Origin of the sequence: Roseibium polysiphoniae, assembly GCF_014842925.1 — a bacterium.
In the GTDB taxonomy this organism is placed as follows: Bacteria; Pseudomonadota; Alphaproteobacteria; order Rhizobiales; family Stappiaceae; genus Roseibium; species Roseibium polysiphoniae.
Map to the genome: position 1 here is coordinate 686,282 of NZ_JACYXJ010000001.1, position 14,360 is coordinate 700,641.

Annotated in this window: 13 protein-coding genes; 7 read left to right on the forward strand and 6 right to left on the reverse strand. The window is 57.8% G+C overall.

Annotation, left to right across the window (positions count from 1 at the left end):
- Window positions 1-13 precede the first annotated feature (13 nt).
- Entirely contained in the window at window positions 14-481 is a 468-nt protein-coding gene (locus IG617_RS03165) for a MarR family winged helix-turn-helix transcriptional regulator (RefSeq protein WP_192107197.1), read from the forward strand.
- Complete coding sequence (locus IG617_RS03170) at window positions 478-1,197, forward strand: deiodinase-like protein (protein ID WP_192107199.1); 720 nt, start codon at window positions 478-480, stop codon at window positions 1,195-1,197. Before IG617_RS03165 ends, IG617_RS03170 begins: the two co-directional genes overlap by 4 nt.
- A 108-nt stretch (window positions 1,198-1,305) precedes the next feature.
- Here IG617_RS03170 and IG617_RS03175 read toward each other — a convergent pair whose 3' ends face one another.
- The 3 genes from IG617_RS03175 to IG617_RS03185 all read right to left on the reverse strand — a co-directional run bounded on the left by IG617_RS03175 (window position 1,306) and on the right by IG617_RS03185 (window position 4,775).
- Entirely contained in the window at window positions 1,306-3,192 is a 1,887-nt protein-coding gene (locus IG617_RS03175; RefSeq protein WP_192107201.1) for an ABC-F family ATP-binding cassette domain-containing protein, read from the reverse strand.
- Window positions 3,193-3,280: 88 nt separating this feature from the next.
- Window positions 3,281-4,135 (reverse strand): DUF4344 domain-containing metallopeptidase, encoded by an 855-nt coding sequence (locus IG617_RS03180; RefSeq protein ID WP_192107203.1) that lies wholly within the window; start codon window positions 4,133-4,135, stop codon window positions 3,281-3,283.
- A 121-nt stretch (window positions 4,136-4,256) separates the two neighbouring features.
- A complete protein-coding gene (locus IG617_RS03185; protein WP_192107204.1) occupies window positions 4,257-4,775 on the reverse strand; it encodes a DinB family protein in 519 nt (172 codons plus the stop codon).
- Between the two features lie 331 nt (window positions 4,776-5,106).
- Here IG617_RS03185 and ndk point away from each other — a divergent pair, with 331 nt between their 5' ends.
- Complete coding sequence (ndk, locus tag IG617_RS03190) at window positions 5,107-5,529, forward strand: nucleoside-diphosphate kinase (RefSeq protein WP_153769394.1); 423 nt, start codon at window positions 5,107-5,109, stop codon at window positions 5,527-5,529.
- Between the two features lie 76 nt (window positions 5,530-5,605).
- Here ndk and IG617_RS21515 read toward each other — a convergent pair whose 3' ends face one another.
- Genes IG617_RS21515 through IG617_RS21980 form a run of 3 tightly spaced genes read right to left on the reverse strand, consistent with a single transcriptional unit; the run spans window position 5,606 to window position 10,862 of the window.
- Window positions 5,606-9,181 carry an efflux RND transporter permease subunit gene (locus IG617_RS21515; RefSeq protein WP_192107206.1) on the reverse strand — a complete coding sequence of 1,192 codons (3,576 nt, stop codon included), beginning with the start codon at window positions 9,179-9,181 and terminating at the stop codon, window positions 5,606-5,608.
- Window positions 9,178-10,281 carry an efflux RND transporter periplasmic adaptor subunit gene (locus IG617_RS03200; protein WP_192107208.1) on the reverse strand — a complete coding sequence of 368 codons (1,104 nt, stop codon included), beginning with the start codon at window positions 10,279-10,281 and terminating at the stop codon, window positions 9,178-9,180. The genes IG617_RS21515 and IG617_RS03200 overlap by 4 nt, the downstream gene beginning before the upstream one ends.
- A 26-nt stretch (window positions 10,282-10,307) precedes the next feature.
- Window positions 10,308-10,862: a PadR family transcriptional regulator gene (locus tag IG617_RS21980; protein ID WP_192107210.1), complete on the reverse strand. Its 555-nt coding sequence runs from the start codon at window positions 10,860-10,862 to the stop codon at window positions 10,308-10,310.
- A gap of 346 nt (window positions 10,863-11,208) precedes the next feature.
- Here IG617_RS21980 and IG617_RS03210 point away from each other — a divergent pair, with 346 nt between their 5' ends.
- The 4 genes from IG617_RS03210 (at window position 11,209) to IG617_RS03225 (ending at window position 14,300) form a co-directional block, all read left to right on the forward strand.
- Window positions 11,209-11,583 (forward strand): hypothetical protein, encoded by a 375-nt coding sequence (locus IG617_RS03210; RefSeq protein ID WP_192107212.1) that lies wholly within the window; start codon window positions 11,209-11,211, stop codon window positions 11,581-11,583.
- Between the two features lie 366 nt (window positions 11,584-11,949).
- Window positions 11,950-12,861 (forward strand): allantoinase PuuE, encoded by a 912-nt coding sequence (gene puuE / locus IG617_RS03215; RefSeq protein ID WP_192107214.1) that lies wholly within the window; start codon window positions 11,950-11,952, stop codon window positions 12,859-12,861.
- Window positions 12,862-12,974: 113 nt separating this feature from the next.
- Window positions 12,975-13,847: a helix-turn-helix domain-containing protein gene (locus IG617_RS03220; protein WP_192107216.1), complete on the forward strand. Its 873-nt coding sequence runs from the start codon at window positions 12,975-12,977 to the stop codon at window positions 13,845-13,847.
- A 165-nt stretch (window positions 13,848-14,012) separates the two neighbouring features.
- On the forward strand, window positions 14,013-14,300 hold the full coding sequence (locus IG617_RS03225; protein WP_192107218.1) for a hypothetical protein: 288 nt from the start codon (window positions 14,013-14,015) through the stop codon (window positions 14,298-14,300).
- The last annotated feature ends 60 nt before the right edge of the window (window positions 14,301-14,360 follow it).

The window sequence follows — 14,360 nt, forward strand, 5'->3', positions numbered from 1 at the left end:
GTATAATACACGTATGTTTGATTATGAAAATATCTTCCTGCATTGGGTGAACCGACTTGGCTTTCTCAGCAGAGGCGAGCTCACAGCCAGGTTTCGTGAGGCAGGTCACACCGTTAGTGCGGAAGAGTGGGCCCTTCTGATAGTGCTTTGGGAAAAGGGGCCGCAAACACCGGGCGACCTTGCAAGTGTCACTTTCAAGGACAGAACCACTGTGACCCGCCTGATCGACACGATGGAGCGCAAGGGCTTTGTCACGCGATCCGAAGATCCTCGTGATCGAAGGCGAAGCATCATCGATGTCAGTCGCTACGGGGCAGAACTCAAGGGCAGTCTTGTTCCGATTGCAAAGGCTTTGCTCGCTCAGGCCGTCGCAGGGGTTTCGCCCGAAGACCTGGAAACGACGACCAGAACACTCAGAAAAATAACCGAGACCATGTCGGCAACTTCTGAAGCCGGTCCACGAAAGAAGAGGGGCGCATGATGGCAAGCTACAACTACGATGAGTTTTCGACCAGCGACTATGATTTTGACCGCATTGACGGTGTCGATCTTGGCGGAAAAGCCAAGGATTTCACGTTGGAGACAACAGATGGCGAAATCCGCAGGTTACTCGATTTTTCGGGCGAGTTTCTGGTTCTGGAAATGGGAAGCAGAACCTGTCCGTTGTTCCAAAGCCGCCGGAATATCATGCAGCCACTCGAGAGGGAGTTCAGCAATCTCAGTTTCGCGGTTCTGTATGTGCGCGAAGCACATCCTGGAAGCAACATTCCCGGCCACAAGAGTTTTGAGGACAAGGCGACCTGTGCACGTCAGCTGAAGGAGGCTGACGGTGAGACGAGAACTGTCTTCATCGATACCTTTGAAGGTCTTGCACACCAAGCTTATGGCAGCATGCCCAATGCGGTCTTCATCATCAACAAGAATGGCTGTGTCGTGTTCCGGTCGGATTGGAACAATCCATCTTCGACCAGAAAGGCACTCCGGGAGCTGGTTGAGGGGCGACCAATCACAGCGAGAAGCTTCTTTCGGCCAGCAGTGCCGACCGTTGCGATCCGAACGATGAAGAATGCCGGAAAGGGCTCCGCCGCGGACTTCTTCAAAGGTCTGCCTTTTCTGGTCTGGACGAATGTCTTCAAGCGCAATTGGAGATTACTCTTCAAAAAACCCGCGCAGTACTCCGGTGAAACAATCTGCTAGCTTTGAGGGCGTTATAGTACGCTGATGGCGGTCTGAAATAAAAAAAAAGCCCCGGTTTTTGCCGGGGCTTTTTTGTTGAGACACTTGGAGCGCTCGAAGGCTGTGGTCTCAGCCTGCCTCCTCATACTGGGCGGAAAGCTCGAGCCATTGCTCTTCGGTCTTGTTCAGCTTCTTCTCGCAGAAGGCCCGCTCCTTGACGAACTTGGCCGCGCGCGCCGCATCCGCGACGTAAAAGCCCGGATCGGCAAGTTCCTCGTCGATCATCGCCAATTTCTTTTGAAGCCGCGCGATTTCCGTCTCGGCATCCTTGATCCGCTTGCGCAGGGGCTTGAGCTCAGTGCGCTTGACCGCCGCGTCCTTGCGTTTTTCCTGTGGCTTTTCCGCCTTCGGCTTTGGAGCCTCTTCTTCCTTGGGCTTCTTTTTCTTGGCGTCAGGCCCCTTGAGGATCAACTGACGATAGTCGTCCATGTCGCCCTCGTAGGGCGTGACGCCGCCATCGCCCACCAGCCAGAGGCGATCCGCGCAAGCCTCGACCAGATGGCGGTCGTGCGAGATCAGGATGACCGCCCCCTGATATTCGTTGAGAGCAATGACCAGCGCTTCACGGCTGTCGATGTCCAGGTGGTTGGTCGGCTCATCGAGGATGATCATGTTCGGGCCGTCGAACGTTGCAAGACCGAGCAGCAGACGCGCCTTTTCGCCCCCCGACAGGTCCTTTGCCGGAGTCGTCATCTTCTCGGTCGGTAGACCGAAGCCGGCCACGCGTGCACGGACCTGAGCCTCAGATGCTGTGGGCATTAGCGAGCGGACGTGGGCAATTGCATTCTCGGCCGGTCGCAGTTCGTCCATCTGGTGTTGAGCGAAAAACGCGATCTTGAGCTTCGACGCCTTGGTGATGTCGCCGCCCATGGCCTCCAGTCGACCGGAAATCAGCTTGGCGAAGGTCGACTTGCCGTTGCCGTTTGCGCCCAGGAGCGCGATCCTGTCATCGGGATCGATGCTGGCAGTGATGCGCTTGAGCACAGGCTTGCCATCATAGCCCACGGAAACATCTTCGAGCTTCAGGATAGGGGGCGCGAGGCGTCCCTTAGGGTCCGGGAAGTGGATCGGCGTCGAGCTGTCTTCCATCAGGCCGGTAAGCGGCTCCATGCGCTCCAGCATCTTCAGACGCGATTGCGCCTGACGGGCTTTCGAGGCCTTGGCACGGAAGCGGTCGACAAACGCTTGCATGTGCTTGCGCTGAACATCCTGCTTTTCCCGGGCCTTCTGCTGCAGGACCATGGTCTCGCGCCGCTGGCGATCGAAACTGTCGTAGCCACCGCGGTAGAAGGTCAGCTTGCGTTGATCCAGATGAACAATGCTGTCCACGGCCTTGTTGAGGAGGTCGCGATCATGGGAAATGAGCAGCACCTGATGCGGATAGCGTGCGACGTAGTTTTCCAACCACATGGTGCCTTCCAGATCGAGGTAGTTGGTAGGCTCATCAAGAAGCAGAAGGTCGGGTTCCGAAAAAAGAACTGCTGCCAGGGCCACGCGCATGCGCCAGCCGCCGGAGAACGCGGAGCAGGGGCGCTGCTGCGCCTCGGCATCAAAGCCAAGACCGGACAGGATCGCGCCAGCCCTTGCTTCCGCCGTATGACTGTCAATATCGGCGAGACGAACATGGATCTCAGCGATGCGCTGCGGATCAGTTGCCGTCTCCGCCTCGGCGAGAAGATCAGCGCGCTCCGTGTCGGCCTTCAGCACCACATCGAGCAGGCTCTCTTCGGTGCCGGGCGCTTCCTGCGCAACCTGACCGATCCGCGCCTGTTTCGGGATGCTGACCGAGCCGCTCTCAGAGCTGAGGTCGCCGGTGATCAGCTTGAAGAGCGTTGATTTGCCCGTGCCGTTGCGCCCCACAAGACCGGTCTTGGTCCGTGCAGGCAGCGTTACACTGGCGTTTTCGATCAACAGGCGTCCGCCGATGCGGTAGGTGAGGTCGGATATTTGTAGCATTGCGGATCAATGGCCGAGGTTCCCGCAGCTTTCAAGCCCCTAGCGCACGCCTGAGGTAAGAAAGCCGCCCGATGGTGCACAAAGTCCTCTAGCCGTCGCTCATCAGCGCCGAGAAATAGATCTCGGCAAACCCCGCTACCAGTTCGTAGCACAGCGTCAGTTCGCGGCTTTGAGGGTCCCAGAAGGCGTTTTCTTCGCCGCAGGTCGCCGCCCGAAAGGTGACAGGGTCGGGCAGCTTGTAAAGACCGTCCAGCTCTTCGGCGACAGTCTCCATCAGCTCGCTTTCCTTGAGAAAGACCGACAGCTGTTCGAACTCCACGCCGGGATCATCGTGGCGAACCGCTATTTGACGACGTGTGTCAAATTCGCTGCGCAGATACGCCTCGGTGGCAATCTCCCAGGAGATTGCGGCTTGCTCATAGTCGAAGCTGCAGGTTTCGGCACGTTCATCCGGCAGATCGAGATCGAAGGCGAGATCTGCAAAAGCGGCCGGGTCGCTGCCGACCATCAGGCATAGCATCCTGTATCCACGCTGAAGATCCAGATCGTGGTCATCATAGAAGATCAGATCCTCGTGGTCTGTCTCGGCCGCGAGAAACCATCCGATCATAGCGTTGGAGAGCAGCAGGTCCATGTCTTCGCTGCCGAACGAGAGCATGGTGACAGTCGCCAGGTTGTCCACCGCATCTTCCTCCTGGCCAAGGATGGGCAAACCCAGCTCGGACACGAGCATGTGGCCACCTTCGTGATGCAGCGTGAAGAGTGTGTTCCCGGCGACAAAGACGAAAAGCTCTTCCAACGCCCCCGGGGAAAGGGCTTTCATGCGGTCGTGGAGGCTGCTTTCGGCGCGTGCCGGAGGAGCCAATACCGCAGATGCCAACAGCGCGAGCAGAAGGAGGAGAGGACGAAGGTCCAGCCATTTTCCAAGCGTCGCGGTGGGCATCTTCACTCTCCTGCTCGAGCCGGAAGCCACGCGAAACAGCTTCGGATCATTGGAAAGTAAGCCTGGAAACTGACAAGTTCCAGAGTTTCATCATGTGCAGGGGCTGAAAAATACGCGGCGGTCAGGGAAACGAGATGACGCCCAGGCGGGTCTGGCACTGGAAATGAAGCAGATCGAGGATCTGTGAGCGGGCGCCCAGCATATGCAGGAACACCTGAACCTGCGCCCGGTATTGGCTTTGGTGATGGAAGAGATGCACCATCGCCGAGCCAAGGGGCTGGGCGAGCTGTTGCGGGTCGCGGATGGTGCTGAATTGAATGTCCTTCGCCAGCTGTGCCTCGGTCACCGAATCTGAAAACAGCGTGAGGTCTTCGTCCGTGTAGGCGCGTTGCTCGGCCAGTTCGTCGAAGTCCTCGGTCACCATGTCCTGGTAGCTCGTGAAGGGATCGGGCTGGTTGGCAAATCGCGCCAGCCAGAGACGATCGACTAGAAGGATATGATCAAGGGTCCCATGGATGGAACCGTACTCCGCCTTGAAATCCCGGTTCATCTCGACCGGGTCAACCGTTCTGCAGTCTGCAAACAGTCGGTCATTGGCCCAGCGATTGTATTCCGTCATCATCCGCACAAAGGCTCTCATGAACCCAGTCCCCCCCAATCCCGCCGCTGTGACCTGCATCGCAAATTTTACAATGTATGCATAAATCACGAGGGGGGGTTTAATAACGAATAGGCGGCTGTGGCAAGGGAATAAACCATTTTTGGTTGTATTTGATCTTTATCGCTTGTTGGCGGCTCTTCTTTTCGCGGATTTCATGGATCTGGACATGAAACTGTCATGGGCTAGCCCCTTGCAGTTGTTCCGCCGCAAAGATATAGGAAGCGCAAATTCGAACCGGCGCCGGGCAATGGCTCGCCGCAGCGATTTTGACGGGCTTTTGAAGCTCCAACCCAGGAAAGAATGAAGAACCATGGCGATCGAACGCACATTTTCCATGATCAAGCCGGATGCAACCAAGCGCAACCTGACCGGTGCGATCACTGCCAAGCTCGAAGAAGCCGGTCTTCGCGTTGTTGCGTCCAAGCGCGTCTGGATGTCCCTGCGCCAGGCTGAAGCATTCTACGCAGTTCACAGCGAACGTCCGTTCTTCGGCGAACTGACCGAGTTCATGTCTTCAGGCCCGACCATCGTTCAGGTACTCGAAGGCGAAGACGCCATCGCCAAGAACCGTGAAGTCATGGGCGCGACCAATCCTGCAGACGCTGCCGAAGGCACGATCCGTAAGGAATTCGCGCTTTCGATCGGCGAAAACTCTGTCCACGGCTCAGATGCTCCAGAGACAGCTGCTGAAGAAATCGCGTTCTGGTTCGCTGGCAACGAAATCGTCGGCTAAGCCACATTTCTTCGCTGAAATGAATAAGGCCGGTCCCTTGCGGGGCCGGCCTTTGCTTTTGGAGTTTGCTGTGAGCTTACTCGGCTGCGTGTGGAAGTCCTTCCAGCGGCCGGTTGTTTTCCTGCGGACGCTTTTCCAGCGCCACCACCTTGGCGGCAGGCCGCTCTTCTTCAGTCAGCGGAGCAGCCGGCTCGGCTTTCTCCTCAACCTCTGACCTCTCTTCAAGCGGTTGGCTCTGACCAGCAGCCTTCCGATTGCGCAGGCGCTGCCAGGTTCCGACCCAGACGCTGGGAAGCGCGATCATGACCGGGATCATGACCAGCGTCAGGATGGTCGAAAAGGCAAGACCGGAAATGACTGCGGTCGAAAGCTGAACCCACCAGACCGCCGTGATGCCGCCATATGCCGTCACCTGGTTGAAGAAGTCGAAATTGACCTTCGTCGCCATCGGGATAAGACCCGCGATGGTGGTGATGGTGGTCAGCAGGATCGGACGGATACGCTGAGCCGATGTTTTCAAGATGGCATCGAGCGGCTCCAGTCCGTCTTCACGGAAGCGGTTGAACGTATCGATCAGGACGATGGCGTTGTTGACCACAATCCCGGCCAGCGCGACGACCCCGGTGCCGGTCATGATGATCGAGAAGCTCTGTCCCGTGATCAACATTCCAAGCAACACGCCCATCACGGACATGACCACCGTCGAGAGGGTCAGGAACGTTTGATAGAACGAGTTGAACTGGGTCAGCAGGATCAGGAACATCAGGAACAACGATCCGACCATCGCCTTCATCAGAAACTCGCCGGATTCCTTCTGGTCCTCATCCGCGCCGCGGAACTCGAGGAAGATGTTGTCCGGCCAGGTCTGAGCCTTGAGCCATTCGTCCAGTTCCTTGACCTTTTCGTCCGGCGTCGAACCGGATGCAGGATCGACGGTCGCTTTCAGCATCATGGAGTAAAGCCCGTCGCGACGGGTGATCGACGATACCTTCTGGGCCGGCGAACGATCGACGAAATTGGCGAGCGGCACGAGGCCAAGCGGCGTCTGGAGGCGCAGCTGGTCAAATCGGTCGACGGTCCGCTCCGTCTCTGGCAGCCGGACGCGGATGTCCACCTCGTCTTCGCTGTCGGTCGGGCGATATTTGCCGATCAAGACACCGTTGGTGACAAGCTGAACCATGGATCCGACAGACGCGATGTCCGCGTTGTAACGGCCTGCCTGTTCCCGGTCGATGGCGATCTGCCATTCGATGCCGGGCAGGGGACGGTCGTCCTCCTGATCGATCAGGCCATCCATGCTGTTCAAATGGGACCGGACAAGCGCGACATTTTCAACCAGGGTGTCATAGTCCGTGGACTTGATCTCCAGCTGAACGTCCTTGCCTGTCGGAGGGCCGCCCTCGATCTTGCGTGTCTCGACCTTGATGCCGGGAAGCATGGCGGTGCGTTCACGGATCTCAGCGAAGATTTCCTTGGCCTCGCGCCGGCAGCAGAAATCCGCCAGCTCAAGCTGAAGCTCTCCAATGACGTCCGCAGGCTTGTCCTGCACACCGCCGATGAAGTCCGGGCCACCGCCGCCGCCGGGCACATTTGCCGAGCTGACGACGTTTTCGACGCCGGGCACCTGAAGGACTTCCGCTTCGACTTCCTTCACCAGGACAAGGGACTCCGCCGCCGACATGTTGCCGCGGCCGGAGATCAGCACAACGGCCTGATCCGGTTCTTCATCGACGAAGAATTCGACGCCGGTCGGATTGGAGGCAAAAGAAGTGAAGATCATGAAGCAGCCGCCAAGCATCAGGACGATGGTGACGATATTGCCGATGGGATTGCCGGCCAGAAGCTTGAGGCCGCGCACATAAAGACCTGTTGCACCTTTGACCTTGCGAACGTCGAAGGTGTTCGATCCGGACAGGGCCTGTGCATCTGCCTTTTCCGCCTCATGCCTTGCCTTGGCGCGCTCCTGTGACCAGTGCACGAACGGCCGGAGCACATAGAAGCTCGCCACCCCGACCGCCACGAAGGTGACGACTGCCAGAAGGCCCAGAACATTGCCGAGAAGATCCTCAGGCACATTGCCGGCCATCAGGCTCGGCAGGACAGGGGCGTTCATGAGGATCGTTGCGGACAGGGCCGCGAACACGAGGGCAAGAAGCACGGTCGCATTCCGTGATGCCCAATGAGAGACCTGCGCGAAGATGCCACCTGTCACCGGTAGGAACACCATTGCGGTGACCAGTGAGGCTGACAGCACGATGATCACCATGATCGGCAGGTAACTCATGAACTCGCCTGCAACACCGGGCCAAAGCAGCATCGGCAGGAAGGCAACCAGTGTCGTGGCCGTTGACGAGACAATCGGCCAGAACATCAGTTTGGCGGCCCGAATATAGGCCTCGCGGTCTTCCATACCTTCCGAGATCTTGCGGTCGGCATATTCGGTCATGACGATCGCGCCATCGACGAGCATGCCGACGGTCAGAACCAGGCCGAACATGACCATCGTGTTGACCGTGTATCCCATGCCACCAAGGATCAGGAAGCCGACCATGAAGGAGGTCGGGATAGCAATACCAACAAGCAGCGCTGATCGCAGGCCGAGGGCCGCAACCACCAGAATCATCACCAGGAAGATGGCCGTCAGGATCGATGATTGAAGCGAGCCCAGAACCTCGAAGATGTTCGAGGACTGGTCGAGCATCATGTCGACCTTGATCGTGGAGGGCCAGTCTTTCGATGCTTCTTCCACCACCGCACGCACAGCTGCGTTGTTCTCGATGATGTTCGTACCGATGCGCTTGGTGACCTGAAGGGCAATTGCCGGCCGGCCGTTCACGCGCGTGTAGCTGTTGGCGTCCTTGAAGGTTCGACGAATTTCAGCGACATCGCCAAGCGTGACAAGACCTTCACCGTTCTGCTTGATCGGCAGCGAATAGACATCCTCAGCCGTTTCTACGAGCCCAGGGACCTTGACGTTGAAGCGGCCCTTGCCACCGTCAATGTAGCCGGCTGGAACCAGCTGGTTGTTCAGCGTGAGTGTCGACAGCAACTCCTGCTGGCTGATCGAATAGGCCTCGAGCTTTTGGGCATCGATCAGGATTTCAAGCAGTTCTTCCCGGTGTCCGGCAAGATCGGCGGAGCGAACCGTGTCAATTGCTTCAACTTGATCCTTCAGCCGCCGTGCATGGCGATAGAGCGTCCGCTCCGGAACATTGCCTGAAAGCGCGATGGTGATCGTCGGCACAAGCGCGAAGTTTGTTTCCGCAATCGTCGGCTCTTCGGCCTCGGCGGGCAGTTCTCCCTTGGCCTGGTCGACCTTGTCGCGGACGTCGGCCAGGGCCTCGTCCTTGTCAAAGGAGATATCAAATTCAAGCACGATCCCGGCGTGGCCTTCAGAGGCAATTGCCGTGATCTCCTTGAGGCCGTCAAGGCCGCGCAGCTCCGTCTCCATCGGGCGCACAAGCAGGCGCTCCGCATCTTCTGGAGAAATGCCCGACTGGGCGATTGAGATATAGAAGATCGGGACGTCAATGTCCGGGCTGTCTTCCTTGGGGATGGCGATATAGGTGAAGACACCGGCGACAAGCAGCGCCAGCATCAGCACGAAAACCGTTTTCGGGCGGCGCAGAACGCCTTCGAGCATGTCGATCATTGGGCCACCTCGGCGGTCTCTAGAACCGGTTCAACCATCTGGCCATCGGTCACATAATCCTGACCGACGGTGATCACGGTTACGCTTTCCGGAAGTCCGCCGACCCAGACACCGTCCTGTTCACCGCCAAGCACCGTCACCGGGAAGAACTCTGTCGTGTTGTTGTCACCAACTGCGCGCAGGCCGACCTGACCGGCATCGTTCAAGGTCAGGATCGCCGGCGAGATCTTGTGGGCTTTTTCGCTCGCCAGCGGCAAACGGGTCAGTGCCGTCACGCCGTCACGGGCGATCCCGTCTGGGTTGGGAACCTCAACCTCGATCCGGAAGGTACGGGTGTCGGGGTGAGCCGCCGGAGAGATGTAGCGCACCACGCCGTCAAAGGTTTGACCGGTGATCAGCTCGACTTCTGCCGCCATGCCGACGGAAACCTTGGCGATGTCGACCTCCGAAACCTGGCCAATGGCTGTCATCGGATCCGTGTCGACCACAGTCGCGCAGGTGTCACCTATATTAAGGCGGGCGCCAATGTTTGCCATCGGGCTTTCGATAATGCCGCCAATGGGCGAGCGGATGATGGTCCTGTCCAACTCAAGTTCGACTTCCTCAACACGCGCACGCGCAGCATCGAGAGAGGCCTGAACTGCGGCGACGCGGGTCTGTGCGGTAAAGCCTTTGGTCGAGAGCTGTGTCGCGGCGGAATGGTCGAGTTCGGCCTGGGCCAGCATCGCCTTGGCTTCGAGCACGCTTGCTTCCCGTGTGCCCTTGTCGAGCACACACAAGATGTCGCCTGCGGCGATCCGCGAGCCTTCCTTTGCCGGCCGTTCGATGACACGGGCTGCGGTTTCCGAGCGCACCTGCACCTTCGCGTGCGCTTCCGTCCGTCCGCGAATGTCGAGAACGGCCTTGCGTTCGGTTGCCGTCAGATGAGCGACTTTCACGCGAAAGAGTGCATCTGTCGACGCATCCTGACGTTCCGCCGGAGGTGGTGTCGCGTTGGGGCTGTCAGCGCGTCCACCAATCACGACCGTACCGGAATACATCCAGGCGCCGATGCCGGCTGCAAGGCCAAGGGCCAGAATATATGAAAATTTCAAGCGCATGGATAACTCCAAGATTTCTCGTTTGCCTATTCGGCTGCTGCGGCCTGGGAGAAGCCGCTAGCGCCTTGGGCAATGCGAACAAGTTCCTCGCCATGGGAGGCGAGGTAGTTAAGCGTAAAAGTCATGCAGGCGACGCCATAAGACCGCGTCCAGCAGGAAGCGGGGTCTGAGTCGTCGCAGCCGTGGGCGACCAGCGTGTCGAGTTCTGCCTGAACCTGACTGCGGCGGCGCTCAATGGCTTTTTCGATGGCGTCCGGCCCGATGTGCTCGGCATAAAGAGCAACCAGGAGGAACGGTGATTTGAATGTGTCGGCGGCCTGGGGTTCGGTAAGACCTTTTAGGAATTCGGCGCGGCCGGCCTCAGTGATCGAATAGACCTTGCGCGTCGGCTTTCCGTCCTGCAGCTCTTCGCGCACCGTGACAAGACCATCGGCTTCAAGCCGCGCCAGGGCCGGATAGATGGAGCCGAAGCTCGCATCCTCGAAATAGCTGAACTTGCCCTCGGTCGACTCCTTGCGGATCTCGTATCCCGTGGCATCGCCAAAACTGAGGATCGCCAGACAGAGGCTGCGAACGCTCATTCCATCACTCCTGCGTCGAGAAAATCAACGCCGCTTCAAGGCTCCGCTTCTCGGCTCATCCGAGTCGCGGCAATTTGCCGGCATTCTGACCCAGCACGTCATAGCCGATGGTCAGACCATCAGTCATTTGACTGGGTACTCGCTCTATATATATCGTGTCTATATATATGTGGCCGATATAACAGGTTTGTGATGCTTCGACAATCGGGGCGCAAACAAGGAAATTTGCCGCATTGCTGCCCAATCCGGCTCAGCGCTAGACTAGGACCCATCTTCAGAATGTGTTCGTCGGGTCTTGGATATCGATCCGAATGCAGACGAACCATCGCAAGAAAGGGAAAATGGCATGCTGTGGCTGAACAGATCTTCCCGTTCAATCCGAAATATGCTGCCGAAAAACCCGTTGTTCCGTTTGTTGGCGATCAACGGCGTGCTCGGGGTGGCGATCTCTGGAGGCTTTCTGGCCGGCGTGTTCTGGGCCAACATCGGCAATTTGAGGGTGCTTGTGACCCGATCCGAAGACCCGATCTTGCCCATCGTGATGCTGGCGGCGGGCTTCATCATCACGCTGACCTCGGTGGTCATGGGCTCAGCCATCATGATACTGAGCGCGAAAGACGGTGATGGAGGAAAACGTCAGCAGGACTGGCCGTCGATGCTGGGAACTACGCACCAGCTGGCTCCGGTGCCTGCGCGGGTCGGCAAGAAACACGCGACCTGATCGAGGCGGGTCCTGACAAGACCAGCCTTAGTGCTGGTTCGCGGCGGCCTGCATGTGGACCGTTGGAGTCTGTGCGTGCGCAGGGACTGGATCGAAGTCTGCGAAAAGCGTCATTGTTGCGCCCGTGAGCAGGAGCAGTAGTCCGGCGGATGTAAGATGCATAGCCATCTCCTTGAAAAGCTGTTGAGCCGCTTTTAGGCATCCACTTTCTAAAGCCGAGGAAACCGATCCGCTAAAATTTGATACAATAGTATTTTTGACGAGGCGTTGCCGTTCTTCAGCTGTTTCGGGGTGATTGTGCGCTTGCAACATGGCGCCGGTTGGGGTTTGCTCAGACAACTAGATACTGATCAGGATTTCCGTGAAATGACATCGTCTTATCCGCGCGACATGGTTGGCTACGGACGGGTTGCGCCGCAGCCCAATTGGCCCGGGGAGGCCAATGTGGCCGTTCAATTTGTCATTAACTATGAAGAAGGCGGAGAGAACAATATTTTGCACGGCGACGCTGCCTCCGAAGCGTTTCTGTCTGAAATCGTCGGCGCGCAACCTTGGCCGGGTAAACGACACTGGAACATGGAATCCATCTACGAGTATGGATCGCGCGCAGGCTTCTGGCGCTTGTGGCGCATGTTCACCAGCCGCTCAATCCCGGTGACGGTCTATGGCGTCGCAACAGCGCTGGAACGCAACCCGGAAGCTGTCGCCGCGATGAAAGAGGCCGATTGGGAAATCGCATCCCATGGGCTCAAGTGGATCGAATACGCGGACATGCCTGAAGAGGTCGAGCGCGAACAGATGCGCGAAGCGATCCGCATCCACGAAGAGGTGACCGGTTCGCGGCCACTCGGCTGGTACACGGGTCGATGCTCCATGCAGACGCAAAAACTGGTCATGGAAGAAGGTGGCTTTCTATACGACAGCGACAGCTACGCAGACGACCTGCCTTACTGGGTTGACGGGCCCGATGGCGACCATCTGGTCATTCCCTACACCCTCGACACCAATGACATGCGCTTTGCGGCCGTTCAGGGCTTCAATTCCGGCGATCAGTTCTTTGCCTATCTGAAGGACGCTTTCGACGTGCTTTACGCGGAAGGCGAGGCTGGTGCGCCCAAGATGCTGAACATTGGCCTACACTGCAGGCTGGTGGGCCGGCCCGGCCGTGCAGCTGCATTGGCGCGGTTCCTGGACTATGTGGCGTCCCACGACAAGGCCTGGCTCGCCCGCCGCATCGACATTGCCTGGCACTGGCATGCCCATCATGCGCGAGGGTAGGGGCAACCAGGATCTGGTTGTCGATCGTTTGGCGAGGCCTGATGGTCTGGGGTAAGGTGATCAAACAGGAACCTCTCTTGTTCTTTTGATCATCAGGAGCCCAAAACCGGCACATGGCCTCGGCGACCCCAATACCCAGATACCACCTCTACGGTGAGAATGACCCGGTTGAGGATTTCGATTTCTTTCATATCGAGACCATCCGGACCCGGTCGAAGCCGCACGGCTGGTCGTTGGGTGCACACAGTCACGCACACTTGTTTCAGATGCTGATGATCACGCAGGGCGCCGGCCATCTTGTCGACGACACCGGCGAACGGGAGATTTCTCCCAAGATGGCGGTCTTCAATCCCGCCGGTGCAGTCCACGGCTGGACGTTTACGCCAGATACCCAGGGCTATGTTGTTTCCTTCAGCCACGATTACCTTGGCGGGCGCGAAGAAAACCGTGCCGAGGCAGAACGATCTGCATTGCATTCCGCATCCAATCTGGTGTTCGAGCTGGAGCGGGAAGACCTGCGGCGTTTGACATTCTGTCTTGAAGAAATGGCGGAGGAATTCGGCAACGGGCGGAGACGGCGCGACATGTTTCGTCCACTCCTCAGTCTGGCGCTTGTCTTGCTCTTTTCCAAGAAAGCGGACGTGGGTGAACTTGACCGAACGCCGGGATTCTCACTCTTTCGGTTTCGCGCCTTGGTTGATGAACATTTCAGAACGCAGCGTTCCCCTGACTTTTATGCCGCCGAGATGGGTTTGACGACGCAGCGGCTGAACAGATATTGTCGATTGTTCGCCGAACGGACCGCGGCGCAGAGCATTCGCGACCGGGTGATTCTGGAGGCGCGCCGCCTTATCGCATTCTCCGACCTCAGTATTTCCCAGGTCTCTTACGATCTTGGCTATGAAGATCCAGCATATTTTTCCAGGGTGTTCAGAAAGGAAACCGGAGAAGCTCCGGCCGACTTTCGCGCGCGCCACGCTGTTTGATCAGAGATGTATCATCTTCTGATGACTTGGATTTGACTGGGTGAGTTAACCATTTGTTTGGAATTTGGGGTGCGAAGCACAACCTTTCATTGTGCCCAGTGTCCTGGCGACCTATCACTTTCGAAGAGTTAATGATTTGTTAATTTGACGAAGGGTGCGTGTCGCATGAACCTCTCGAGCCGCTATTTTCTCGTCTTTATTTTTGCAGCTTTCATGTTTGGTTTTTCTCTCATGGTTGCCCTAAACACAGACGCCGCTGAGCGCACGGTCGAGAGACTGGTCGTTGATGGCAATGAACTTATTGTTCTGTCTCAAAGAGCCTATCACGCGGTCGATCTCGACGAGATGGGAGACATCTTTGTCCGCCTCCACGCTGCGGGTGTCTATATGCCCACGGCTCTTTTGGGGGCCGTTGAAAAGGAACTTGGGGACATCGCACGCAGGATTGACTGAAAGTCCCGGCGACAGGCCCCATTCAGCAAAAAGCCCCGGAGCAGCGATGCTCCGGGGCTT

Coding starts and splice junctions, on each gene's coding strand:
- IG617_RS03165 (WP_192107197.1), top strand. CDS start 14: ATGTTTGATTATGAAAATATCTTCCTGCATTGGGTGAACCGACTTGGC.
- IG617_RS03170 (WP_192107199.1), top strand. CDS start 478: ATGATGGCAAGCTACAACTACGATGAGTTTTCGACCAGCGACTATGAT.
- IG617_RS03175 (WP_192107201.1), bottom strand. CDS start 3,192: ATGCTACAAATATCCGACCTCACCTACCGCATCGGCGGACGCCTGTTG.
- IG617_RS03180 (WP_192107203.1), bottom strand. CDS start 4,135: ATGCCCACCGCGACGCTTGGAAAATGGCTGGACCTTCGTCCTCTCCTC.
- IG617_RS03185 (WP_192107204.1), bottom strand. CDS start 4,775: ATGAGAGCCTTTGTGCGGATGATGACGGAATACAATCGCTGGGCCAAT.
- ndk (WP_153769394.1), top strand. CDS start 5,107: ATGGCGATCGAACGCACATTTTCCATGATCAAGCCGGATGCAACCAAG.
- IG617_RS21515 (WP_192107206.1), bottom strand. CDS start 9,181: ATGATCGACATGCTCGAAGGCGTTCTGCGCCGCCCGAAAACGGTTTTC.
- IG617_RS03200 (WP_192107208.1), bottom strand. CDS start 10,281: ATGCGCTTGAAATTTTCATATATTCTGGCCCTTGGCCTTGCAGCCGGC.
- IG617_RS21980 (WP_192107210.1), bottom strand. CDS start 10,862: ATGAGCGTTCGCAGCCTCTGTCTGGCGATCCTCAGTTTTGGCGATGCC.
- IG617_RS03210 (WP_192107212.1), top strand. CDS start 11,209: ATGCTGTGGCTGAACAGATCTTCCCGTTCAATCCGAAATATGCTGCCG.
- puuE (WP_192107214.1), top strand. CDS start 11,950: ATGACATCGTCTTATCCGCGCGACATGGTTGGCTACGGACGGGTTGCG.
- IG617_RS03220 (WP_192107216.1), top strand. CDS start 12,975: ATGGCCTCGGCGACCCCAATACCCAGATACCACCTCTACGGTGAGAAT.
- IG617_RS03225 (WP_192107218.1), top strand. CDS start 14,013: ATGAACCTCTCGAGCCGCTATTTTCTCGTCTTTATTTTTGCAGCTTTC.